Source organism: Streptomyces sp. NPDC087310 (assembly GCF_044744405.1).
GTDB lineage: Bacteria > Actinomycetota > Actinomycetes > Streptomycetales > Streptomycetaceae > Streptomyces.
Window position 1 is genome coordinate 225,641 of the sequence record NZ_JBIUYF010000010.1, and the last position, 22,196, is coordinate 247,836.

Here is a 22,196-nt window from a genome sequence, read left to right on the forward strand (position 1 = left end):
TCAGTCGTCGTCACCGTCGTCGCTGTCGTCGTCGCGGTCCACCGTCACCGTGGCGGTCTTCGCGTGGACGTTCAGCTCGTGCGTACGGCCGTCCTTGCCGCGCACCTCGACCTCCCAGGGCCCGCCCCGGTCGTCGTCCAGCTCGGCGGAGGTCACCGTCCCGGGTACGGAGGCGAGGGCGGCGGACATCGCCCGCCGGACGTCGACCGTGGCGGCGCGCAGGGCGGCGCGGTCGTCGGCGTCGTCGTCCGTACCGTCGTCGTCCGGGACCACCCGGACCGTGCCGCTCGCCGCGTCGACCCGCAGCTCCACCCAGCGGTTGTCCTTGCCGAGCAGATCGATCTCCCAGCGGTCGGCGGCACTGTCGTCGTCCCGCTCGATCGACGACACCGCCCCCGGGTGCGCCGCGAGCGCCGCAGCGACGGCCTGGGCCGCCGAGAGGTTGCCCCGGGGCGCGCTCGGCGTGCTCGGCGTCGGGTCGGTCGTCCGGGGCGGGGCCGGCGCGACGGTGGTGTCGTCGCCCGCGTCGTCGTCCTTGCCGTCCCGGTCGTCGCGGTCGCCACCGTTGTCGTCCGAGGCGCCGTCCGAGGCCGTGGGCGTCGCGGTGACGACCGGCACCACCGGCGCCGCGTCCGTGCCGTCCTGCCCGTGGTCGCTGCTCAGCGCGACAGCGGCCGTGTAGGTGCCGCCGCCGATCAGGGCCGCCGCGGTGATCGCTGCGATGACGAAGTTGCGCTTCATGAGGAGGGCCTCCCGAGTCGGTCCGTGTCGAACGCCTTCAATCTGCCGTACCGAAGCTGAAGCCAGGCTGAAGTCACCTGAAGTGATCTTCAGGTTCCGTTTGCGAAGCTGTACGCATGCGCCTGTTGATCGTGGAGGACGAGAAGCGGCTCGCGGTGTCGCTCGCCAAGGGCCTGACCGCCGAGGGGTTCGCCGTCGATGTCGTCCACGACGGCCTCGAAGGGCTCCACCGCGCCGGTGAAGGAGTGTACGACCTGGTCGTCCTCGACATCATGCTGCCCGGCATGAACGGCTACCGGGTCTGCGCCGCCCTGCGCGCCGCCGGCCATGACGTACCGATCCTGATGCTCACCGCCAAGGACGGCGAGTACGACGAGGCGGAGGGGCTCGACACGGGCGCCGACGACTATCTGACCAAGCCGTTCTCGTACGTCGTCCTCGTCGCCCGGGTGAAGGCCCTGCTGCGCCGCCGCGGTTCGGCCGGCGCCTCGCCCGTACTGCGCATCGGCGCGCTCACCGTCGACACCGCCGCCCGGCGCGTCTTCCGCGACGGTACGGAAGTGGCGCTCACGGCCAAGGAGTTCGCCGTACTGGAACAGTTGGCGGTACGGGCCGGGCAGGTCGTCGGCAAGCCGGAGATCCTGGAGCACGTCTGGGACTTCGCCTACGAGGGCGACCCCAACATCATCGAGGTGTACGTCAGCGCGCTGCGCCGCAAGATCGGCGCCGCGTCCATCCAGACGGTGCGCGGCGCCGGCTACCGGCTGGTCGCGCTGTGAGGGGGCGCTTCTCGTCCGTACGGGCCAAGGCGTCGCTCGGCGCGACGGCGGTCGTCGCGGTGGCGCTGGTGGCCGCCGGGATCGCGGTCCTGCTCTCGCTGCGCGGGAACCTCACCGGACAGGCGGAGCGCGCGGCGGACCGGGCGGCGCGCGAGGTGGCCCTGGAGATCGCCGCACAGGCCCCCGACCGGATCCCGTACGCGAAGCTGGAGCTGCCGGACGCCGAGGACCATCCGGTGCAGGTGACCGACGAGGGCGGGCGGCTGCTCGCCCTCAGCGAGGGGCTGGAGCGGATCAGCGGCTCCGGTGTCGCCACGGTCGACAGGGCGGGGAGCGCGGCACCGCGGCCCACGGCCAGCTCCGGCACGGGCGTCTCCGGCACGGGCGTCTCCGGCGACGACGATGACGACGACGGCGATGACGACGGCGGGAACGACGGGGACGACGACCCCGCCGTCGGGGAGATCGACGACACCACCGCGTACAGCGACGGGAGCGCGACGGTCGACGGCCGGGCGGAGCAGTACCGCTTCGCGACCGTCGAGGCCACCGACCGCACCGGCAGGACCGTCCTCGTCCACGCGGGCGCGAGCCTCGCCGACCGGCAGAGCGCGGTCAACACCACCGCCGCCGCGATGCTGCTGGGCCTGCCGGTCCTGCTGCTGATCGTCGGGGGAGTGACCTGGCTGGTCACGCGGCGCGCGCTCCGGCCGGTGGAGGGCATCCGGAGCGAGATGGCGGCCATCACCGCCTCCGAGGACCTGTCCCGGCGGGTGCCGGAGCCCGCCACGCACGACGAGGTGGCCAGGCTGGCCAGGACCACCAACGAGACGCTGACCGCGCTGGAGGCCGCCGTCGAACGGCAGCGCCGCTTCGTCGCCGACGCCTCGCACGAACTGCGCAGCCCCATCGCCTCGTTGCGCACCCAGCTCGAAGTGGGCCACGCCCACCCGGGGCTGCTGGACGTGCCGGGCGCGGTCGCGGACACCGTACGGCTCCAGCAGCTCGCCGGGGACCTGCTGCTGCTGGCGCGGCTGGACGCGGGGGAGCGGCCGGGGCGTACCAGGACCGATCTGGGCGCGCTGGTCCGCGAGGAGGTCTCGCAGCGGGCCACGGACCGTATCCCGGTCGCGGTGCGCGCCCGGGAGGGGTTCGACGTGGACGGTTCGCGCGGTCAGCTCGCCCGGGTGCTCGGCAACCTCCTCGACAACGCGCAGCGGCACGCGGCCGGTTCGGTCGAGGCGTCGGTACGCAGGGTGGGCGCCTGGGTGGTGCTCGCGGTCGCCGACGACGGGGCCGGGGTGCCGGAGGCGGAGCGCGAGCGGATCTTCGAGCGGTTCGTCCGGCTCGACGACGCCCGCAGCCGTGACGACGGCGGGGCCGGGCTCGGGCTGGCCATCGCGCGCGATGTGGCGGAGCGCCACGGCGGCACGCTCACGGTCGGCGGGGCGCCGTCCGGCGGCGCCCTCTTCGAACTGCGGCTTCCCGCGGCGACCGGCGACGCCGAGGCGGGCGCGTAGGGCCCTGGGTGCGGGGCCCGGCGGTAAGCCCGGCGTGCGGGCGCCCGGCGCGTAAGGCCCGGCGGGCGGGGCGTGCGGGCCGCGCCGGGATCAGACCTTGCCGCGCCGTCCGCGGAGCTGCTCGGCGACCGGGGTCAGCGACGCCCGCAGCTCCGCCAGCGCCTCGGGCGAGAGCAGATCGATGAAGTGCCGTCGTACGGACTCGACATGGTGCGGGGCGACCCGCTGCATCGTCTCCATGCCCTGGTCGGTCAGGACCGCGAAGAGCCCGCGCCGGTCGGACTCGCAGTTCTCCCTGCGCACCAGGCCCGCGGTCTCCATGCGGGTGATCTGGTGCGAGAGCCGGCTCTTGGACTGGAGCGTCGTGGTGGCGAGATCACTCATCCGCATGCGCCGCTCCGCCGACTCCGACAGATTGACCAGGATCTCGTAGTCGTTCATGGTCAGCCCGAACGGCTGGAGGTCCTTCTCCAACTGGTGAGTCAGCAGCTTGCTGACATCCAGGTGGGTGCGCCAGGCGCACTGCTCCGCATCGCTCAGCCAGCGGGTGGCCGTCTCGGTCTCCATGTAATCGATTCTACCTAAGAAGTTGAATTCTGGACGAAATGTGGGAGGGGTGATACGTGTGACGCCCGGCACGCGGACGTGCCACGGAGAGCGGACACGCCACGGGAAAGGCGCACGCGTTCGACGTCACACTCCGCAGACTACCGCTCACAGCCCGAAGCGGCGCTGGAGATCGCCAAGTCCTCCCTGTCCGGAGGACGGACCGGAGGACGGACCGCCCCCGCCGCCCGGCACCCCCGCCTCCGGGGCCGCCGCGCCCGTCGGCTGCTCGGCCATCAGCGTCTCCGTCGACTGCAGCAGCACCGTACCGGCGCCGACGAACTCGAATTGGTGCTCCTCGCCCGAGACGCCCCCGATCCCCGTCAGCGACCGGAGACCGCCGAGCACACCGGACATATAGCCATGATCGTAATGGTGGCAGGGGGAGGGGCAGTCCGCCCAGCCGACCAGCGCCTGCGGGTCCACCCGCAGCGGCGGCTCCATGAAGACCACAGGCCCGTTGGACGCCGCGACGAACTTCCCCGTCCCGATCAGGGTCAGAAAACCCGGCACGATCGACTGCTTCAGCGCCAGCGAGGGCTGGTACGCCAGCAGATTCCCCGACCGGATCGTCAGATTGCCCTCCTCCAGGTCGAAGGAGTTGACGTCGAAGGCGCGGTCGGCGAGGAGCATCTTGCCGCTGCCCTCCGCGACCACCCAGTCCGCCGCGTGCAGCGGCGAGTGGAAGCTGCTGCGCACCAGCCCCTCGAAGCGGCCGTGGCCGATCCCGTCGAAGTTGATCTGCCCGTAGTAGGCGATCATCTTGCCCTTCTGGAGGAACCACCGGCTCCCCTTCAACTCCACACAGAAGGTGTACGCGTTGACGTTGTCGTCGCTCGGCAGCGTCACCGGATCGTGGATCACCGGCGCGCTCATGACTCCTCCGCTCACAGCTTCTCCTCCGACGCCTGGACGAACACCGCACCGCTGCCGCTCAGCTCCAACTGGAACGCCTCACCCGAGCCGCGCCCCACCATGTCGCGCCAGCCGAGCGCCGTGGAGAGCTTGTTCCGTACGTCGCCGTGGTGGGCGACATACGCCTGCGGGTCCACATGGATGTCCCGCCCCGGGGTGATCGGCACCTCGATCACCCCGCCGTGCGCCATCACCGCGACCGCGCCGTGGCCCTTGAGCGTGGTCGTGAACAGCCCCTGGCCGGTCACCTGGCCGCGCACCATGCCCATCACACCGCCCTGCGAGCCCATGAACATCGTGCCCTGCTGGAGGGTGCCGTCGAAGGCGAGCAGCCGGTCCGCCTCCACGTACAGGGTGTCGCCCGCCAGATTGACCACCTGGATGTGGTGGCCGCCGTGGCCGAACATCACCGTGCCGCTGCCCTCGACCGTCATCAGGGGCGTCGCCTCGTTGGCCACCCGCCGGCCGATCATCGACATCAGCCCGCCCTGGCCGCCCTGGATGTTCGGCGTGAAGCTGACCTCGCCCCGGTACGCGAGCATCGCGCCGCGCTGGCTGAACAGCTTCTGGCCGGGCGCCACCGTCGCCTCGACCATCCGTGAGTTGAGCTCGCGGAACGGCATCAGACATCGCCCCCGATCGTGTTCCGTTCGCTCGGCTGCACATAGACCAGACCGTCGCCCTCGAAGCGGATCTGGAAGGACTCGCCCGAGCCCTCGCCCATGAACGTTCTGAAGTTCACCCCGGACTGGAACTTCTGCTGGAGGTTGCCCTGATGCGCGATGTACGCGCCGGGGTCGACGTACAGCGGGTACTGCGGCGCCACCCGGAGGACCACCGCCTCACCGTCCGACATGACCGCCGCCTGCCCCGTGCCCTCGACCGTGGTCGTGAACAAGCCATTTCCGGTCGCGCCGCCCCGCAGCCCGGTGAAGGCCGTGCCCGTACGCAGCCCGGCGTCCGTGCAGAGCAGATTGCTCGACTCGACGTAGAACTTCTCGCCGTGGAGCGAGACGAGGTTGATCTCGCTCGCCCGGTCGGCGAAGTAACACGTGCCCTGGCCTTTCACCTCCATCACGGTCATCTGCTCGCCGGTGAGGCGGCGCGTCACCATCCCGCGCAGTCCGTCACCGCCCCCGGTCATCTTCTTGAAGGTCATCCGCCCGTCGTACGCGACCATCGAGCCGTTCTTCGCTTTGACGGCGTCGCCGGTCAGGTCGACGGCGAGCACCTTGCTGCCTTGCAGTCGGAACTGAGCCACGGATCGAAGGTATCCGGCGCCGCCGACACGGAACAGGGGTCACGGCCCCGACACGGCCCCGACTCTTCCCGGAGCCGGGCCCCGACCCGGACCCTGATAACGGTCGGGTCAAATGGTCCTGCCACAATGAGGAAGCGCTTGTGCGCGCTTTCACAAGATCGCGTGCGTGAAGCCGCGTGTCGACCTGCCCTCACGCTGCCCCCGATGACGAAGGTGCCTGCCCCGTGGACATCAAGACCGCCTCCTCCCTCCACCGCCTCCGCCTGGTCTCCGCCCCGGAGGCCGTGTCCTTCCTCCTGCTCCTCGTCTGCTCGGTCCTCAAGCGGACGACGGAGTTCAACGCGGTCCCCGTGATGGGCGCCGTCCACGGTCTGCTCTTCGTCCTGTACGTGCTCTTCTGGCTGGACGCCTGGAACCGCACCAAGTGGTCCTTCGGCACGGCCGCCCTCTACTTCGTGCTCTCCGTCCTGCCCGCCGGCGGCTTCTTCGCCGAGCGCAAGCTCAAGCGCGCCGCCGACGACGAGGTCATCGCCTCCCGCGCCCGCCGCGAAGGCACGGTGAGCGCGTGATCGTCGCCTTCTCCGTGTCGCCCCTCGGCGTCGGGGAGGATGTCGGCGAGTACGTCGCCGACGCCGTCCGCGTCGTCCGCGACTCCGGACTGCCGAACCGTACGGACGCCATGTTCACCTCGATCGAGGGGGAGTGGGACGAGGTGATGGACGTGGTCAAGCGCGCCGTCGCCGCCGTGGAGGCCCGTGCGGGGCGCGTCTCGCTCGTCCTCAAGGCCGACATCAGGCCCGGCGTCACCGACGGCCTGACCTCGAAGGTCGAGACGGTGGAACGTCACCTCTCCGCGGAACGCCCCGCTTCCGCCTGAACCGGACGCGAGCTTCCGGGGACCCGCGCGCTCTTCACGCGGGTCCCCGCTTCGATGTCCGGGGCCGCCTCCGTACGGGCCTCGGTCCCGGGCCTCCGTACGGGGCCTCGGTCCGGGGCCTCCGTACGGGCGAACCCTCGAAGGTAAAGCCCCCCGCACGGACCCCTCCAGTCGACACGCCGGTCAATGTCCCTTTTTGTGGGGACATCGACCTCGTGAGAAAGCTGGTGGCACCGTGCGCCCGGAGAGCTTCGAGTACGACTACGACATCCATAGCTGCCTGGCCGGCCCCCTCATGGAGCCGGACCGGACGGCCGCCTACCGGGTGCAGTACCGGAGTCTGCTCTCGCGGGAACCCCGCCGAATACGTGCCGTCGCGCTGATGGCCCTGGCGCCGCTCCTCTCCGGGGCCCTGCTCGTCTACCTGGTCTGGCCCAGCCACCGCACCGAGCGCGAGGGCGGCGACCGCTGGCTCATCGTCTTCGACCACGTGATGCTCGGCTCGATCGGGCTCATAGCCCTCTTCATGCTGGTCAACGTGGTCTCCGTGGCCCACGCCACGATGGTCGCCCAGGACCCCGTACCGGTACGCGCCGAGACGGGCACCCGGGTCGCGTTCCTCACCACGTACGTCCCCGGCAAGGAACCCCTCGCCATGGTGCGGGACACGCTCGAAGGCGCCGTACGACTGCGCCACAGCGGCCCGCTCGACATCTGGCTGCTCGACGAGGGCGACAGCCCCGCCGCCCGCGCGCTCTGCGCCGAGCTGGGCGTGCGCCACTTCACCCGCCGCGGGGTGCCCGAGTGGAACCGTCAGCGCGGTGTCCACAAGGCCAGGACGAAGCACGGCAACTACAACGCCTGGGTCGCGATGCACGGCGACGACTACGACTTCTTCGCCTCCGTCGACACCGACCACATACCGCTCCCCAACTTCCTGGAGCGGATGCTCGGTTACTTCCGCGACCCGGACGTCGCCTTCGTCGTCGGCCCCCAGGTGTACGGCAACTACACCTCACCGGTCACCAAGGCCGCCGAGTCCCAGCAATTCCTCTTCCACGCGCTGATCCAGCGGGCCGGCAACCGCTACCGCGCGCCCATGTTCGTCGGCACCAACAACGTCGTACGGATCACCGCGCTCAAGCAGGTCGGCGGGTTGTACGACTCGATCACCGAGGACATGGCCACCGGCTTCGAGCTGCACCGCCGCAGGAACCCGCTCACCGGCCGGTTCTGGCGCTCCGTGTACACCCCCGACGTGCTGGCCGTCGGCGAGGGGCCCGCCTCCTGGACGGATTTCTTCACCCAGCAGCTCCGCTGGTCCAGGGGCACGTACGAGACCCTCCTCAAGCAGTACTGGAAGGCGCCCTTCCGGGTGCCGCCCGGGCGGCTCCTCAGCTACACGATGATGCTCGTCTACTACCCGATGACCGCGGTCAACTGGTTCCTGGGCATCCTGAGCTGCGTCCTGTTCCTGTGGCTCGGCGCCTCCGGCACCCAGGTCTCGTCCTCGGTCCTGCTGATGCTCTACAGCGACGCCGCCGCCCTCCAGATAGGGCTCTACCTCTGGAACCGGCGCCACAACGTCTCGCCGCACGAGCCCGAGGGCTCCGGCGGACTCGCGGGGATGGCGATGTCCGCGCTCTCCGCGCCGATCTACCTCAAGTCCCTGGGTTCGGCGGTGCTGCGTACCCGTGGCCGCTTCGTCGTCACCCCCAAGGGCGGGGAGGCCAGCCCCGACCGGCTGCTGACGTTCCGGGTGCACCTCTACTGGGCCGCCGTACTGATCAGCTCGCTCATGGCGTCCGTGTTCCTCGGCCACTCCCATGTGGCGATGCGCACTTGGGCCGTCCTGGCCCTGGCGATCGCGCTGGCCCCGGTCGCGGTCTGGGGCTGGACGCTCCGCCAGGAGCGCGCCGAGCGGAGGGCGGCCCTCGCCCCCACCCCGGCACTCGCCCCCGCCTCCCCCGAGCCGCGGCCCGCGATCCCGCCGAAGCCGGCCTTCCCGCCCAAGCCGGCGGCACCGCCCCAGCCCATGGCACCGGACGAACAGCGGGCGGACCGCGCGACGCCCGTGTCGACGACGACCGGAGGGAACTGACCGATGCCCGAGCCGTACCGGCCCCGACGCCGGCCGTCGAACAAGCTCAGGAAGACGCTGATGGGCGGGGGAGCGGTGGTGGTGCTCGTGGGCCTCAACGCCCCCGCCGCCGTCTCCTTCGCCCAGGAGAAGTACCACGCGTACAAGATCGCCCAGCCCGGCTACAAGCGGCAGTTCGGCTCCTGGAGCACCCTCGCCGTGCCCGAGGAGTACCGTACGAACGCGATCCACGCGGCCCTGCTGCACAGCGGCAAGGTGCTGATCATCGCGGGCTCCGGCAACAACCAGAAGAAGTTCGACAAGGGCTCCTTCGACACCATCCTGTGGAACCCGGCCGACAACTCCTTCAAGAAGATCCCCACCCCCGAGGACTTCTTCTGCTCGGGCCACTCCCAGCTCCCCGACGGCCGGCTGCTGGTCGCGGGCGGCACGGCGCGCTACGAGGTGCTCGACGGCAAGATCGACCGCGCGGGCGGCGGGATGCGGGTCAAGAACGAGAACCCCGACAAGGCGCACACCTTCAAGAAGGGGACGCGCTTCCGCTCCCCGTCCGGCGTCGAGTACCTTAGCAAGTTCGATGTCACCGTCCCCAAGGCGAAGCGCGAGTTCAAGGTCGCGTACGCGTCCAGCGGCCGGATGCTGCCCTGGAAGACCAAGGTCACGGCCGGCGAGGCGCGCGTCTTCGTGGAGGCGGCGAAGACGGGCCCACAGGCGCTGACGACGCAGGCGGCGCAGTACGAGATCCTCGGCCTCAAGGGCAAGGACGCCGACAACCTCTACGGCCTCGCCCAGAAGATCACCACGGAGAAGCAGGACTTCCAGGGCATCAAGGCCGCGTACGAGTTCGACCCCAGGGCCGAGAAGTACATCCCCGTCGACCCGATGAAGGAGGCCCGCTGGTACCCCACGCTCGTCACCCTGGAGGACGGGAAGGTGCTCGCCGTCTCCGGCCTGGACGACGTGGGCGCCGTACTCACCGGGGACAACGAGCTGTACGACCCGGCGACCAAGAAGTGGTCCAAGGGCCCCACCCGCTACTTCCCGACCTACCCCGCGCTCTTCCTCACCAAGGGCGGCAAGCTCTTCTACTCCGGCTCCAACGCCGGGTACGGCCCCGCCGACAAGGGCCGCGAGCCGGGGCTGTGGGACGTGAAGACCAACACGTTCACCGGGATCGGCGGGCTCACCGACCTCGACCAGACCGAGACCTCCGCCTCCCTGATGCTGCCGCCCGTACAGGACCAGCGGGTGATGCTGCTGGGCGGCGGCGGGGTCGGCGAGTCCTCCAGGGCCACCGCCCGTACGGCCGTCGTCGACCTGAAGGCGGACAACCCGGCCTTCCAGGAGGGCCCGAAGCTGCCGCAGGGCACCCGGTACCTGAGCAGTGTGCTGCTGCCGGACGACTCGGTGTTCACCACCGGCGGTTCCTCGGACTACCGGGGCCGCAGCGCCAGCGACATCCTGAAGGCGCAGTTCTACGACCCGAAGTCCAACACCTTCCGCCGCGCCGCCGACCCGACCGTGGGCCGCAACTACCACTCGGAGGCGCTGCTGCTGCCGGACGGCCGCGTGGTGACCTTCGGCTCCGACCCGCTCTTCGACGACGCGGACAACACCAAGCTCGGCACCTTCGAGCAGCGCGTGGAGATCTACACCCCGCCGTACCTCCAGGGCGACAAGGCCCAGGAGAAGCGCCCGAAGCTGGGCGCGGGCCCGCAGCGGGTCGGCGCGAACGGCCGGGCCACGTTCCGTACGGACCACCCCGAGGCCATCGCCAAGGCGCGGCTGATGCGCCCGAGCGCGGTCACCCACACGACGGACGTCGAGCAGCGCTCGGTCGACCTCACGATGGAGAAGGGCAAGGGCTCACTGACGGTGGAGGTCCCGAAGGACCGCGCCCTGGTACCGCCCGGCTGGTACATGCTCTTCGTCACGGACGCGGCGGGCATCCCCTCCGAGGCGAAGTGGATCCAGGTCGAGTAGCGACCGCGGGCAGCGGGACGCGCGTACGCGGGAAGCGGGAACCCCGCGTACGCGCCCCTCTGCGGCGCCCCGCGTACGCGCGTCCCGCAGCTTCCCCACTACGCGCCCCCAGCTCTACCTGGTCCCTCCGCGCTGCTCAGGCGGCGGACACCACGCGCTCTGGCTCAGCGTCCCCCACCGCCCGCAGAACCCGACCTGCGCGGGACGCTTCACCCCGTCGACCCGCTGCACCGATATGATCTTGTCGAGCGGAATCTGACGGTCCACCACCCCGCCGAAGTCGATCCGCCCGCTCTCCCCGTCCAGCGCCGCCGTCCCGTGGATGCTGCTGAGCGAGTGCCACACGGTCAGCGAGGAGAGCGGCAGCCGCGACGGCGCGTCCTGGAGCTGCCCCACCGCCTTGAGGTAAAGGTTGACCGCGTCGAAGGCCAGCGAGGCATGGCCGTCCAGCGACGTGTTCGCCAACTGCTCGCACTCCGTGGGGAACAGCTTCCGCAGGGTGCTGTAAAGATCGCTCCTGGTCGTGCACGACGTGGACCCCAGGGTGAAGTCCAGGAAATCGAAGGGCACTTTGGGGTACGCCGTCCGCCGGACCGGGTCCGCCGCCATCCGCGCCACGTCGTCACCCCCGAGCAGGACCGGCGGGCTCGAACCGCACGCCGCGTTCACCCCCGCCAGCAGCGTCTCGAAGTCCTCCGGCCGCCCGGTGAAGAACACCAGCCCGTCGTACCCGCACAACTGCTCGCCCACGGTCCGCGGCCCCGGATATCCGGAGGGCGTGGACGACGCGGGCGACGGCTTGTACCCCTGCTGCTCGACGGTGAAGCCGGTGGAGTCGAAGCTCGTCGCCGCGTCGGCCCGCAGGTTCTCGCTGTACTCGTCGGTCCGGTCCGCCGAGTAGACGATCCGTACGCTGCGCTGGGGAATGCTCTTCTCCGTGGCCAGGTGCGCCGCGTACGCCGCGGCGACCGTCGCCTGGCGCCGGTTCTGCGGCGACACCTGGTAGTACATGGGCGAGTGGTCGTCGAGGGTGTCCGCCGACAGCGACGTCGCCACCATCGGCAGGCCGATCCGGGTCAGCTCCTCTATCGTCCTGATGGTGGCCGTACGGCTCTGGTCGAGCCCGGTGACACCGACGATGGACGGGTCGCTCCGCATCATCCGCTCCACCGTGCGGGCCACGTCGGCGCCGAACCGCATCCCGGAGCCGGCACTCGCCGGAAAGATCCGCAGCACCGGATCGGTGGCCCCCCGCTTGTCCAGTTGACGCCGCTGCGCGCTCGCCGCACCTTGCAGGGCCTCTCGTACGTACGTGAGTGAGCTGGGCGGCTGTCCGGAGCTGCTGAGCAGCGCGGAGAGATGGACCAGCGTCACCACCGGCCGCTCCCCGAACGCCCGGTGGATCTTGTCGGCCTCGCGGTTCTGGCGGGCGATCGTGCTCAGGGTCTCCTTGAGCGCCGGGTCCTTGGAGCCGAAGGCGTAGCCGTTCGGCGCGACCCCGACGCACTCCCCGGTCGACCGGCGCTCCAGCGTCGCCGCGTCGGGGTCCGAGCGGCTCAGCCCGCAGTGCAGCTCCCGCCACTTCAGCGCGGGCCCGGGGTCGAAGGCCCGGGCGAACCCGCCCGCGAGCACCGCGACCGCGACCACCCCGGCCAGCGCCGTCACCCTGCGCCGCGCCCACCCCGGCGGCGGGTCCACCGTGAGCTGTCTGACCAGTTCCACCCGGTTCTTCTGCTGCTGGTACGTGGGCGCGTCCGGGGCCAGCGGCGCGGGCACGTCGACCGGCAGGTACCAGACCCCGGCCGAACGGCTCCGCCCGGCGGCCTCGAAGTTGTGCCGCCAGATCCCGTACAGATCCTCCGACAGCGGCCCCTGCCCGCGCAGTTCGTGGCCGAGAAGTTCGCCCCCGAGCCCCGTTCCGGTGCAGAGGACGGCCAGCGGATCGAAGACCCCGGTCTCGTTGCGTACGTCCACCAGCGAACGGATCAGTGCCGTGCCGTGGTTGGCGTCGTTCACGTCCGTCAGAAACGCCACGCAATACGCGGTACGGCGCGCCGCCCTGCGTCGCCGGAATCGGCGCCGGTATGCCACCCGGAGATCTTCCAGAAAGGCGTTGATCATCAACTTGCCGACCTGCTCGGGGTTTTCCCGCCCCCGCCGGGGCCGCGTCAGCCGCATGGCGAACCCGGCGAATGTCCCCGGGTCGCGCGGCGCCATGTACGGCTGCCGCACGAGCCATCGGTACTCGGCCCCCACTCCGCGCCAGGCCCGGAACCAGGCGAGCGGAAAGAGATGAAGTCCGAGGACCAGGACCCACCAGGGAACGCTTCCCTGCATCGACACCTCGGTGTCCGGACTCCGCAGCACACCGAACAGCCGCCGGCGCTGGAACTCCCGCTCACGCAGCCTGCGCAGCAGCTCCCGGTCCTGCTGGGGATCCGGCTCCCGGGCCGGGTAATCCGACTCCAGCAACCAGTTGACCAGCCCGAACCGCCGGAACCGTACCCGCTCGTCGCGCCCGTTCCGTAACGAGGAGAACTCCTGCGCGAGCGCCACCAGCGCCCGCCGGTACACCTCGACCGGCTGCCATTCGGCAGGCAAAGGGTCCGATTCCTGAGCGACTTCGTCCCGAATCGCGGACATGGAGATGAACTCGTGCGGGATCCGGTGCGGCGTGGCCTCACCGAGTGAAGCCTTGATTCCGTCGGTCAGCTCCGCCAGGTCGTCACCGACCAGACAGACCACGGGAATTCCGTTACGGTCCGCGAGTTCCGCGGGTAACTCACCTTTTCTCGGCCTGCGTACAAGGGTGGCCAGCAGCTCGAAGACCTTGTTGGCGTTCTCGAATACGGGTGTCATGATCTCCCCGTTGAAACCGTGTTCGAATGACGCTCGACTGGTGTAACGATGCCCCAGCAGAGGAATTCGACACGTTACCGCTCACGGAACGCGGAAGAGGACGCACTGCACACAACCTCCACCCGTAGGGGTGGTCCTGACGCCACCCCGGGCGGCTCCCGGGCCGCAGAGCGAGTGGCGGGATTCCGTCGCTGAGGTCGGGGCGTCAAGTCGGGGCGCGCGCTCCCTGTCCGCGCGCCGGATCAGCCCTTCGCCCGGCGCGCCAGGCCCAGTGCGTACTCCGGCCACCAGGTGCCCGCCGCCGGGCCGCCGCGGCAGGGGCCGTCCGATTCGCCGGGGCGTTTGATCCAGAGGAACGCGTCGACCAGTTCGTTGCCGGTGTTCGTGGTCGGCGGGGTGCCCAGGGCGCGGCCCGGGGGGTTGCACCATGCCTGGTCGCGGTTGCCGGGGAGCGGGCCTCCGCCGTTTCTGCTGGTGTCCACCGTGAAGTGGGTCTCGCCGAGCAGGCCGGCGAGCTGGGTGCCGTACGTCTTGACCGTGTCGTTCGTCTGGAAGTTGGACACGTTGAGCGAGAAGCCGTCCGCCGCGCCGACACCCGCCCGCTGGAGCGGGCCCGCGATCTTGGCCGGGTCGGAGATCCAGTCCGGGTTGCCGGCGTCCACGTACACACGGGTGTGCGGCTGCCGCTTCAGACGGCCGACCGCGTGGGAGAGGAGCTCGTACCGCTCGGTGTGGTGCTCGGCGGGGGTGCAGCCGTCCGTGAGGTGCGGGACCGCGTCGGGCTCCAGGACGACGACGGCCTTGGCGTCGCCGATCGCGTTCGCGAAGGTGTCGATCCAGTCGCGGTAGGACTGCCCGTCGGGGGCGCCGCCCGCCGAGTAGAGCCCGCAGTCACGGTGCGGGATGTTGTACGCGACGAAGACCGCGGTCCGCTTGTCGGCGGTCGCGCCCCGCACCGCCCGGCGGATCTGCGGCTCGGGATTGTCGCCGGCCGGCCAGACGGCGACCGCGCGGTCCGCGATCCGCTTGAGGAGCTTCGCGTCGTCCGAACGCCCCTGCTTCTCCCACTCCTTGACCTGCTGGACCGCGTCACTGTCCGGGTCGATCCAGAACGGCGACGCCGCCGACGGGGCCGCCTCGCCCTGGACCGCCGGGGTCGTCCGCGCGCGGGGCGCGGCGGGCGCGTCGCCCCCGGACCCGGACGGGGCGCAGCTCACCGCCGCGGCGAGCGCGAGCAGGACCGCGGCGACGGCCGTCGGTGTGGCGCGCCTACGGTGCGACGGCGACGGTGACGGCGATGACGGGTGTGGTCTGCGGCCGGACATCCAGCCCCCTCGGAAGTCGACTGGGCGCGACGGACTGGGCGACGATGGGAATGGCAAGACCGGCATATCGTTACATAACGTTCAGCCGGTAGTGCTCTGCGACACCGACAGCGCGATACCGGGAGCCGGGGGCGGACCGTGCGACCGAAGTGCGAGACGAGGCTGACCCGCAAGTGACCAGTGGGTAAGGTCGGTGGCGTGTCCAAGCCGCTCAGCCTGCCCTTCGACCCCATCGCCCGCGCCGACGAACTCTGGCAGCAGCGCTGGGGGCCCGTCCCCTCCATGGGGGCCATCACGTCGATCATGCGCGCGCACCAGATCCTGCTCGCCGGGGTGGACGCCGTCGTCAAGCCGTACGGTCTCACCTTCGCCCGGTACGAGGCGCTGGTGCTGCTCACCTTCTCCAAGGCCGGCGAGCTGCCGATGTCCAAGATCGGCGAGCGGCTGATGGTCCATCCGACCTCCGTCACCAACACGGTGGACCGGCTGGTGACCTCCGGACTGGTCGACAAACGGCCCAACCCCAACGACGGGCGCGGCACGCTCGCCTCCATCACCGACAAAGGGCGCGAGGTGGTGGAGGCCGCCACCCGTGACCTGATGGAGATGGACTTCGGGCTCGGGGTCTACGACGCGGAGGAGTGCGGCGAGATCTTCGCGATGCTGCGCCCGCTGCGGGTGGCCGCCCAGGACTTCGAGGGCTGAGCCCGCCCCGGAGGCCCGGAGGCCCGGAGGCCCGAGGGAGGCCCGGGGGAGGGGCGGGCGAAGATCGCCCCTTGTGCCCGGTTAGGCTCAGCGCATGAAGTCGAATGTGCTGTCCCGCTACCGGGTGATGGCGTACGTCACCGCCGTATGGCTGCTGGTCTTCACCGTGGCGATCATCCTGAAGTACGGGTTCGATACCGGCAACACGATGGTGATCTCGCAGATCCACGGTGTGCTCTTCATCATCTACGTGGTCTTCGCCTTCGACCTGGGCTCCAAGGCGAAGTGGTCCTTCGGGAAGCTGCTGTGGGTGCTGGCCGCCGGCTGTATCCCCGTCGCGTCGTTCTTCGTCGAGCCGAAGATCACCCGTGAGGTCCAGTCGCTGCTCACGGACCGCGCCCCGGAAACCGCCCAGGCGTAGGGCCCTCAAAGCTTTCAAGGCTTCACGGCTTTCCTCATCCGCCGCCCGCATCCTTCTGCGGGCGGCCGTTTCGTCCAGTGGGGCCACCCGGTCGCGCCACTACGGCCATCGACATTTACTTGGACGTCCTAGTAAATTGGTCCTATGAACGCTGACGCCATCGAGGAGGGCCGCCGGCGCTGGCAGGCCCGGTACGACAAGGCCCGCAAGCGTGACGCGGACTTCACGACGCTCTCCGGGGACCCCGTGGAGCCGGTCTACGGGCCCCGGCCCGGCGACACCTATGAGGGCTTCGAGCGGATCGGCTGGCCCGGGGAGTACCCGTACACCCGTGGTCTGCACCCGACCGGCTACCGGGGCCGGACCTGGACCATCCGGCAGTTCGCCGGCTTCGGCAACGCCCGGCAGACCAACGAGCGCTACAAAATGATCCTGGCGGCGGGCGGCGGCGGGCTCTCCGTCGCCTTCGACATGCCCACGCTCATGGGCCGCGACTCGGACGACCCCCGCTCGCTCGGCGAGGTCGGCCACTGCGGGGTCGCCATCGACTCGGCCGCCGACATGGAGATCCTCTTCGCGGACATCCCGCTCGGTGACGTCACCACCTCGATGACGATCAGCGGCCCCGCCGTCCCCGTCTTCTGCATGTACCTGGTGGCGGCGGAGCGCCAGGGCATCGACCCGGGCGTCCTCAACGGCACCCTCCAGACCGACATCTTCAAGGAGTACATCGCCCAGAAGGAGTGGCTGTTCCAGCCCGAGCCGCATCTGCGGCTGATCGGCGACCTGATGGAGCACTGCGCCGCCGCCATCCCCGCGTACAAGCCGCTCTCCGTCTCCGGCTACCACATCCGTGAGGCGGGCGCGACGGCCGCGCAGGAGCTGGCGTACACCCTCGCGGACGGCTTCGGCTACGTGGAGCTGGGGCTCAGCCGGGGGATGGACGTGGACACCTTCGCGCCCGGACTCTCCTTCTTCTTCGACGCCCATCTCGACTTCTTCGAGGAGATCGCCAAGTTCCGCGCGGCCCGGCGGATCTGGGCGCGCTGGATGAAGGAGGTGTACGGGGCGCGCACCGACAAGGCCCAGTGGCTGCGCTTCCACACCCAGACCGCCGGTGTCTCGCTGACCGCGCAGCAGCCGTACAACAACGTCGTACGGACGGCGGCCCAGGCGCTGGCGGCCGTCCTCGGCGGGACGAACTCCCTGCACACCAACGCGCTCGACGAGACCCTCGCCCTGCCGAGCGAGCAGGCCGCCGAGATCGCGCTGCGCACGCAGCAGGTGCTGATGGAGGAGACCGGTGTCGTCAACGTGGCGGATCCGCTCGGCGGCTCCTGGTACGTCGAGCAGCTCACCGACCGGATGGAGGCCGACGCCGAGAAGATCTTCGAGCAGATCAAGGAGCGCGGTCTGCGCGCCCATCCGGACGGGCGCCATCCGATCGGGCCCGTCACCTCGGGCATCCTGCGCGGCATAGAGGACGGCTGGTTCACCGGCGAGATCGCCGAGTCCGCGTTCCAGTACCAGCGGGCGCTGGAGAAGGGCGACAAGCGGGTCGTGGGCGTCAACGTCCACCACGGCTCGGTCACCGGCGACCTGGAGATCCTGCGGGTCAGCCACGAGGTCGAGCGGGACCAGGTCCAGGTCCTGGCGGAGCGCCGGGCCGCGCGCGACGACGCCCGGGTGCGTACGGCGCTGGAAGCCATGCTGGCGGCGGCCCGCGACGGCTCGAACATGATCGCCCCGATGCTGGAGGCGGTACGGGCGGAGGCGACGCTCGGCGAGATCTGCGACGCGCTGCGGGACGAGTGGGGGACGTACACGGAACCGCCCGGGTTCTAGACCTCGGCTCCTTGGAGCGACCTTTCCGCGGTCACTCGTCCGAGTGAATTACCTCGGAGTGAGAGGTAAAATGGGTGGTATGTCCACCGAGGAGTTCCCGGACTCGCTCGCGGACGCGCTGGCAGGCGTGCAGCGCACGATCCGGCGACGGCTGCGCGGCGGTATGACCGCCGCGCCGCTGCGCGGAACCCAGGTCGAGCTGTTGCGGCTGGTCGCGGCGCGCCCCGGGATCCGGGTGTCGGACGCCGCCGAGGAGCTGTGGCTCGCCGGCAACTCCGTCTCCACCCTGGTCAACCAGCTCGTCCTGGCCGGCTGTCTGCGCCGGGAGACCGATCCGGCCGACCGGCGCTCCACGCTGCTGTCGCCCACCCCGGCCGGTGAGGCCCGGCTGAGTGACTGGCGGGCGCGCCGGTCCGCTCTCGTACGCGAGCAGGTGGCGCGGCTGACGGACGAGGACCGCGAGGCCCTGGCGGCGGCCCTGCCGGCGCTGCGCAGACTCGCGCACCACCTCCACGACGAGGAACACGAAGAAGAACACGAGGAAGGGGAGGGCGTATGACCCGCACCCCCGAATCCGCCCCCCGATCCGCCCCAGATCCCACCGGGGGACCCGACGCCGTGCCCGCCGTGCGGTGCTCCGGGCTCACCTACTCCTTCGGCGAGACCAAGGCCGTCGCCGCCCTCGACCTCTCCGTCGACGCGGGCGAGGTCTTCGGACTGCTCGGGCCGAACGGCGCGGGCAAGACCACCGCGATCCGCTGCATCACCACCCTCCTGCCCGTTCCGGCGGGCATGGTCCGGGTCTTCGGGCACGACGCGGCGAAGGAGAAGATGGCCGTCCGCAGACTGCTGGGGTACGTACCGCAGCAACTCTCCGCGGACGCCGCGCTGACGGGCCGCGAGAACGTGACGCTGTTCGCCCGCGTCTTCGACGTACCGCGCCGCGAGCGGTCCGAGCGCGTCGCGCAGGCGCTGGCGGCCGTCGATCTGACCGGCTCCGCCGACCGGATGACCAAGACGTACTCCGGCGGCATGATCCGCCGCCTCGAACTCGCGCAGGCCCTGGTCAGCGCGCCCCGGCTGCTCATGCTGGACGAGCCGACGATCGGCCTCGACCCGATCGCCCGCACCAGCGTGTGGGAGCACATCAACGCCGTACGCAACGCCACGGGCATGACGGTCCTCGTCACCACGCACTACATGGACGAGGCCGACCAGTACTGCGACCGCGTCGCGCTGATGCACCGCGGGCGCGTCCACGCCCTCGGCACGCCCGACGAGCTGCGGGCCGAGCTGCGCGACCGCCGGGTCGCCGGGGCCCTCGCCGGTCCGGGGGACCCCGTACCGACGCTGGAGGACGTCTTCAGGGACGTCGCCGGCAGCGGTCTGGACGAAGAGGGAGGCGACTTCCGTGATGTCAGGTCCACCCGCCGCACCGCGTCCCGGGTCGGCTGAGACGTCGGCCGAGGCGTCGGCCGAGGCGTCGGCCGAGACGGTCGGGGGCGGGGGTACGGGGCCGGGCCCCGACCCCGGGCGGTTCGCCCTGCTGCTGTCCCCGCCGCGCGCCCGCACCGGCTGGCGTGTGCTGCCCGCCCGGGTCCTCGCGATGTGCGTCGTGGAGCTCCAGAAGCTGCGCCACGACCGCACCGAGCTGTACACCCGGGCCGTGCAGCCCGCCCTCTGGCTGCTGATCTTCGGCGAGACGTTCACCCGTATCAAGGCCATCCCGACCGGTGGCATCCCGTACATCGACTATCTGGCGCCCGGCATCATCGCCCAGTCCGCGATGTTCATCGCGATCTTCTACGGCATCATGATCATCTGGGAACGTGATGCGGGCATCCTGACCAAACTGCTGGTCACACCCACCCCGAGAGCCGCGCTGATCAGCGGCAAGGCATTCGCTTCCGGGGTGAAGGCGCTGATCCAGGCGGTCGTGGTGATCGTCATCGCGGCGGCCCTCGGGGTGGGGCTGACCTGGAACCCGCTGCGGCTGCTCGGTGTGGCCGTCGCGGTGATCCTCGGCTCGGCCTTCTTCTCCTGCCTGTCCATGACGATCGCGGGCATCGTGCTCACCCGCGACCGGCTGATGGGCATCGGCCAGGCCATCACGATGCCGCTGTTCTTCGCCTCGAACGCCCTCTACCCGGTGGCGATCATGCCCGGCTGGCTCCAGACGGTCAGCCGGATCAACCCGCTGAGCTACCAGGTGGACGCGTTGCGCGGGCTGCTGCTCGGTACGCCGTCGCATCTCGCGCTGGACTACGGGGTGCTGCTGGGGGCGGCCGTGCTGGGGATCGCGGCGGCCTCCTCGCTGCTGGGCCGGCTGGCGAGGTGACGGCCTGAGATGCCCCCGGGACGACACCCGGGGAGGAGAACCGGACCGCGCCGGGTCATCTCGGGGTCAGGCCGCCCAGCAGCAGTTCCGTGAACGTACGGGCCCACACCTCGTCCACCGGCTCCGCGCTCACCATGGTGCGGTTGACCACGGCGCCGGCGATCACGTCGAAGATCAGGTCCGCGGTACGGGCCGCCGCCGCGGCGTCCGGTTCGTACGGGAGTTCACCGCGGGCCTGGGCGCGCTCGCGGCCCAGCAGCACCAGCCGTTTCTGCCGTTCGACGATGGAAACCCTGATCCGCCGCCGCAGCGCCTCGTCCCGGGTGGACTCCGCGATCACCGCCATGAGCGCGGTCTTGGTCTCCGGCCGCTCCAGCAGCGCGGCGAACTGGAGGACGGCGTTCTCGACGTCGGCCGCCAGACTGCCCAGGTCGGCGAGTTCCATCGAGTCGAACGGGGCCGCGACGGCGTCCACGACCAGCTCGCTCTTGGACGGCCAGCGCCGGTAGAGCGTCGTCTTGGCGACGCCCGCGCGGGCCGCCACGTCGCCCATCGTCAACTTCGTCCACCCGAGCTCACCCAGGGCCGCCCGGGTCGCCTCCAGGATCGCGGCGTCGGCCTCGGCGCTGCGGGGGCGTCCGCGCGGCCCGGAGCGGCTGTCACGGGGGCCGGGGCGGCTGTCGCTGGGCATGCCAGCGACCATACCGGCCGGTAGGGGTGTGAGCCGGCTCACCGGGGGAGTCAAGGGGAGTCTGTACACGTCGCTGACGCGACAGTTACGCTACGACCCGTAGCGGAAGCGGTGTGCGGACGGAGTGGGCCCACCGCTTTTCTCAAGTGCGCGCCGAGGGGGGAGGATGTACTCATGCAGCCTAGGAACATGTCCATGAGCGGCGTCGTCGACCTCGCCGCGGTGAAGGCGGCCGGTGAGGCCAAGGCGAAGGCGGAGCAGGCCCGTGCCGAGTCCGCCCGGCAGGGCGGCACCGGCGCCGTACCCCCGTCCAGCCTGGTGATCGACGTCGACGAAGCCGGCTTCGAGCGCGATGTCCTCCAGCGTTCCACCGAGGTACCGGTCGTCATCGACTTCTGGGCCGAGTGGTGCGAGCCGTGCAAGCAGTTGAGCCCCGTACTGGAACGGTTGGCCCGTGAGTACAACGGCCGGTTCGTTCTCGCCAAGATCGATGTCGACGCCAACCAGATGCTGATGCAGCAGTTCGGGATCCAGGGCATCCCCGCGGTCTTCGCGGTGGTGGCCGGGCAGGCGCTGCCGCTCTTCCAGGGCGCGGCCCCCGAGACCCAGATCCGCCAGACGCTCGATCAGCTCATCCAGGTCGGTGAGGAGCGCTTCGGGCTCACCGGGATCGCGGTCGACGCGACCGACGGCGAGGACGACGACTCCGCGGAGCAGGAGGCCGCCGTACCGGAGGGTCCGTACGACGCCCTGCTGGAAGCGGCCGTACAGGCGCTGGACGCCAATGACTTCCCCGCCGCCGCCGAGGCGTACCGCAGCGTGCTCTCCGACGACCCCGGCAACACCGAGGCCAAGCTCGGCCTCGCCCAGGCGGAACTCCTCGCGCGGGTCCAGGGGATGGACCAGGCGCAGGTGCGCAAGGACGCGGCGGACCGGCCGGCCGATGTGGCGGCGCAGATCGCCGCGGCCGACCTGGATCTGGTCGGCGGGCATGTGGAGGACGCGTTCGGCCGGCTCGTGGAAGCCGTACGCCGTACCGCCGGTGACGACAGGGAGGCGGCGCGGGTCCGGCTGCTGGAGCTGTTCGAGGTGATCGGCGGGGACGACCCGAGGGTGACCGCGGCGCGGTCGTCGCTGGCCCGGGTCCTCTTCTGATTCCGGGGTGTTGACGAGGCGTCCGTCGTGCCGGCGCCCCGCTGATCCGCTGGGCGGGTGAGCCGGCACGGCCG

The 22,196-nt window shown here is 70.7% G+C and carries 21 protein-coding genes; 13 read left to right on the top strand and 8 right to left on the bottom strand.

Annotated features, from left to right (window positions below; translation table 11 throughout):
• On the bottom strand, positions 1-741 hold the full coding sequence (locus ACIO3P_RS34100; protein WP_401851079.1) for a PepSY domain-containing protein: 741 nt from the start codon (positions 739-741) through the stop codon (positions 1-3).
• Between the two features lie 116 nt (positions 742-857).
• On the opposite strand from ACIO3P_RS34100, the gene ACIO3P_RS34105 reads away from it, so the two are divergent.
• Together ACIO3P_RS34105 and ACIO3P_RS34110 are read left to right on the top strand one after the other, a co-directional pair.
• On the top strand, positions 858-1,520 hold the full coding sequence (locus ACIO3P_RS34105; RefSeq protein WP_329829519.1) for a response regulator transcription factor: 663 nt from the start codon (positions 858-860) through the stop codon (positions 1,518-1,520).
• A complete protein-coding gene (locus tag ACIO3P_RS34110; protein ID WP_401851076.1) occupies positions 1,517-3,040 on the top strand; it encodes a sensor histidine kinase in 1,524 nt (507 codons plus the stop codon). The genes ACIO3P_RS34105 and ACIO3P_RS34110 overlap by 4 nt, the downstream gene beginning before the upstream one ends.
• Before the next feature lie 90 nt (positions 3,041-3,130).
• Here ACIO3P_RS34110 and ACIO3P_RS34115 read toward each other — a convergent pair whose 3' ends face one another.
• The 4 genes from ACIO3P_RS34115 to ACIO3P_RS34130 all read right to left on the bottom strand — a co-directional run bounded on the left by ACIO3P_RS34115 (position 3,131) and on the right by ACIO3P_RS34130 (position 5,822).
• Positions 3,131-3,607 (bottom strand): MarR family transcriptional regulator, encoded by a 477-nt coding sequence (locus ACIO3P_RS34115; RefSeq protein WP_329829521.1) that lies wholly within the window; start codon positions 3,605-3,607, stop codon positions 3,131-3,133.
• A 147-nt stretch (positions 3,608-3,754) separates the two neighbouring features.
• Positions 3,755-4,522 carry an AIM24 family protein gene (locus tag ACIO3P_RS34120; protein ID WP_401791251.1) on the bottom strand — a complete coding sequence of 256 codons (768 nt, stop codon included), beginning with the start codon at positions 4,520-4,522 and terminating at the stop codon, positions 3,755-3,757.
• 11 nt (positions 4,523-4,533) lie between these two features.
• Positions 4,534-5,184: an AIM24 family protein gene (locus ACIO3P_RS34125; RefSeq protein WP_329829523.1), complete on the bottom strand. Its 651-nt coding sequence runs from the start codon at positions 5,182-5,184 to the stop codon at positions 4,534-4,536.
• A complete protein-coding gene (locus tag ACIO3P_RS34130) occupies positions 5,184-5,822 on the bottom strand; it encodes an AIM24 family protein (RefSeq protein ID WP_401851073.1) in 639 nt (212 codons plus the stop codon). Before ACIO3P_RS34130 ends, ACIO3P_RS34125 begins: the two co-directional genes overlap by 1 nt.
• 224 nt (positions 5,823-6,046) lie before the next feature.
• Between ACIO3P_RS34130 and ACIO3P_RS34135 the strand changes: the two genes are divergently transcribed.
• From ACIO3P_RS34135 to ACIO3P_RS34150, 4 genes are all read left to right on the top strand, one after another.
• Positions 6,047-6,391, top strand: coding sequence for a DUF3817 domain-containing protein (locus ACIO3P_RS34135; protein WP_329829525.1), 345 nt, complete (start codon positions 6,047-6,049; stop codon positions 6,389-6,391).
• Entirely contained in the window at positions 6,388-6,699 is a 312-nt protein-coding gene (locus tag ACIO3P_RS34140) for an MTH1187 family thiamine-binding protein (protein ID WP_329829526.1), read from the top strand. Before ACIO3P_RS34135 ends, ACIO3P_RS34140 begins: the two co-directional genes overlap by 4 nt.
• 295 nt (positions 6,700-6,994) lie before the next feature.
• Complete coding sequence (locus tag ACIO3P_RS34145) at positions 6,995-8,800, top strand: glycosyltransferase family 2 protein (protein WP_401851739.1); 1,806 nt, start codon at positions 6,995-6,997, stop codon at positions 8,798-8,800.
• A gap of 3 nt (positions 8,801-8,803) precedes the next feature.
• Positions 8,804-10,783, top strand: coding sequence for a galactose oxidase-like domain-containing protein (locus tag ACIO3P_RS34150; protein ID WP_401851070.1), 1,980 nt, complete (start codon positions 8,804-8,806; stop codon positions 10,781-10,783).
• 114 nt (positions 10,784-10,897) lie between these two features.
• Here the strand turns inward: ACIO3P_RS34150 and ACIO3P_RS34155 are convergent, their stop codons facing one another.
• Positions 10,898-13,642, bottom strand: coding sequence for a hypothetical protein (locus ACIO3P_RS34155; protein WP_401851068.1), 2,745 nt, complete (start codon positions 13,640-13,642; stop codon positions 10,898-10,900).
• 242 nt (positions 13,643-13,884) lie between these two features.
• A complete protein-coding gene (locus ACIO3P_RS34160; protein WP_401851065.1) occupies positions 13,885-14,967 on the bottom strand; it encodes a glycoside hydrolase family 6 protein in 1,083 nt (360 codons plus the stop codon).
• A 198-nt stretch (positions 14,968-15,165) separates the two neighbouring features.
• Between ACIO3P_RS34160 and ACIO3P_RS34165 the strand changes: the two genes are divergently transcribed.
• From ACIO3P_RS34165 to ACIO3P_RS34190, 6 genes are all read left to right on the top strand, one after another.
• A complete protein-coding gene (locus ACIO3P_RS34165) occupies positions 15,166-15,672 on the top strand; it encodes a MarR family transcriptional regulator (RefSeq protein ID WP_329829533.1) in 507 nt (168 codons plus the stop codon).
• Positions 15,673-15,766: 94 nt separating this feature from the next.
• Positions 15,767-16,093, top strand: coding sequence for a DUF3817 domain-containing protein (locus ACIO3P_RS34170; RefSeq protein ID WP_329829534.1), 327 nt, complete (start codon positions 15,767-15,769; stop codon positions 16,091-16,093).
• 144 nt (positions 16,094-16,237) lie between these two features.
• On the top strand, positions 16,238-17,938 hold the full coding sequence (locus ACIO3P_RS34175; RefSeq protein WP_401791237.1) for a methylmalonyl-CoA mutase: 1,701 nt from the start codon (positions 16,238-16,240) through the stop codon (positions 17,936-17,938).
• Between the two features lie 79 nt (positions 17,939-18,017).
• A complete protein-coding gene (locus tag ACIO3P_RS34180) occupies positions 18,018-18,497 on the top strand; it encodes a MarR family transcriptional regulator (protein ID WP_329829536.1) in 480 nt (159 codons plus the stop codon).
• Complete coding sequence (locus tag ACIO3P_RS34185; RefSeq protein ID WP_329829537.1) at positions 18,494-19,393, top strand: ATP-binding cassette domain-containing protein; 900 nt, start codon at positions 18,494-18,496, stop codon at positions 19,391-19,393. The genes ACIO3P_RS34180 and ACIO3P_RS34185 overlap by 4 nt, the downstream gene beginning before the upstream one ends.
• Positions 19,353-20,276 carry an ABC transporter permease gene (locus tag ACIO3P_RS34190; protein WP_401851062.1) on the top strand — a complete coding sequence of 308 codons (924 nt, stop codon included), beginning with the start codon at positions 19,353-19,355 and terminating at the stop codon, positions 20,274-20,276. The genes ACIO3P_RS34185 and ACIO3P_RS34190 overlap by 41 nt, the downstream gene beginning before the upstream one ends.
• A gap of 55 nt (positions 20,277-20,331) precedes the next feature.
• Here the strand turns inward: ACIO3P_RS34190 and ACIO3P_RS34195 are convergent, their stop codons facing one another.
• Positions 20,332-20,967 carry a TetR/AcrR family transcriptional regulator gene (locus ACIO3P_RS34195; RefSeq protein WP_329829539.1) on the bottom strand — a complete coding sequence of 212 codons (636 nt, stop codon included), beginning with the start codon at positions 20,965-20,967 and terminating at the stop codon, positions 20,332-20,334.
• A 174-nt stretch (positions 20,968-21,141) separates the two neighbouring features.
• Between ACIO3P_RS34195 and ACIO3P_RS34200 the strand changes: the two genes are divergently transcribed.
• Positions 21,142-22,122: a tetratricopeptide repeat protein gene (locus ACIO3P_RS34200; RefSeq protein ID WP_329829540.1), complete on the top strand. Its 981-nt coding sequence runs from the start codon at positions 21,142-21,144 to the stop codon at positions 22,120-22,122.
• The last annotated feature ends 74 nt before the right edge of the window (positions 22,123-22,196 follow it).

Bases quoted from the DNA above. Each gene is read 5' to 3' on its own strand.
- ACIO3P_RS34100 (WP_401851079.1), bottom strand. From the start codon at position 741: ATGAAGCGCAACTTCGTCATCGCAGCGATCACCGCGGCGGCCCTGATC.
- ACIO3P_RS34105 (WP_329829519.1), top strand. From the start codon at position 858: ATGCGCCTGTTGATCGTGGAGGACGAGAAGCGGCTCGCGGTGTCGCTC.
- ACIO3P_RS34115 (WP_329829521.1), bottom strand. From the start codon at position 3,607: ATGGAGACCGAGACGGCCACCCGCTGGCTGAGCGATGCGGAGCAGTGC.
- ACIO3P_RS34120 (WP_401791251.1), bottom strand. From the start codon at position 4,522: ATGAGCGCGCCGGTGATCCACGATCCGGTGACGCTGCCGAGCGACGAC.
- ACIO3P_RS34125 (WP_329829523.1), bottom strand. From the start codon at position 5,184: ATGCCGTTCCGCGAGCTCAACTCACGGATGGTCGAGGCGACGGTGGCG.
- ACIO3P_RS34145 (WP_401851739.1), top strand. From the start codon at position 6,995: ATGGAGCCGGACCGGACGGCCGCCTACCGGGTGCAGTACCGGAGTCTG.
- ACIO3P_RS34150 (WP_401851070.1), top strand. From the start codon at position 8,804: ATGCCCGAGCCGTACCGGCCCCGACGCCGGCCGTCGAACAAGCTCAGG.
- ACIO3P_RS34155 (WP_401851068.1), bottom strand. From the start codon at position 13,642: ATGACACCCGTATTCGAGAACGCCAACAAGGTCTTCGAGCTGCTGGCC.
- ACIO3P_RS34160 (WP_401851065.1), bottom strand. From the start codon at position 14,967: ATGTCCGGCCGCAGACCACACCCGTCATCGCCGTCACCGTCGCCGTCG.
- ACIO3P_RS34170 (WP_329829534.1), top strand. From the start codon at position 15,767: ATGAAGTCGAATGTGCTGTCCCGCTACCGGGTGATGGCGTACGTCACC.
- ACIO3P_RS34175 (WP_401791237.1), top strand. From the start codon at position 16,238: ATGAACGCTGACGCCATCGAGGAGGGCCGCCGGCGCTGGCAGGCCCGG.
- ACIO3P_RS34180 (WP_329829536.1), top strand. From the start codon at position 18,018: ATGTCCACCGAGGAGTTCCCGGACTCGCTCGCGGACGCGCTGGCAGGC.
- ACIO3P_RS34185 (WP_329829537.1), top strand. From the start codon at position 18,494: ATGACCCGCACCCCCGAATCCGCCCCCCGATCCGCCCCAGATCCCACC.
- ACIO3P_RS34190 (WP_401851062.1), top strand. From the start codon at position 19,353: ATGTCAGGTCCACCCGCCGCACCGCGTCCCGGGTCGGCTGAGACGTCG.
- ACIO3P_RS34195 (WP_329829539.1), bottom strand. From the start codon at position 20,967: ATGCCCAGCGACAGCCGCCCCGGCCCCCGTGACAGCCGCTCCGGGCCG.
- ACIO3P_RS34200 (WP_329829540.1), top strand. From the start codon at position 21,142: ATGCAGCCTAGGAACATGTCCATGAGCGGCGTCGTCGACCTCGCCGCG.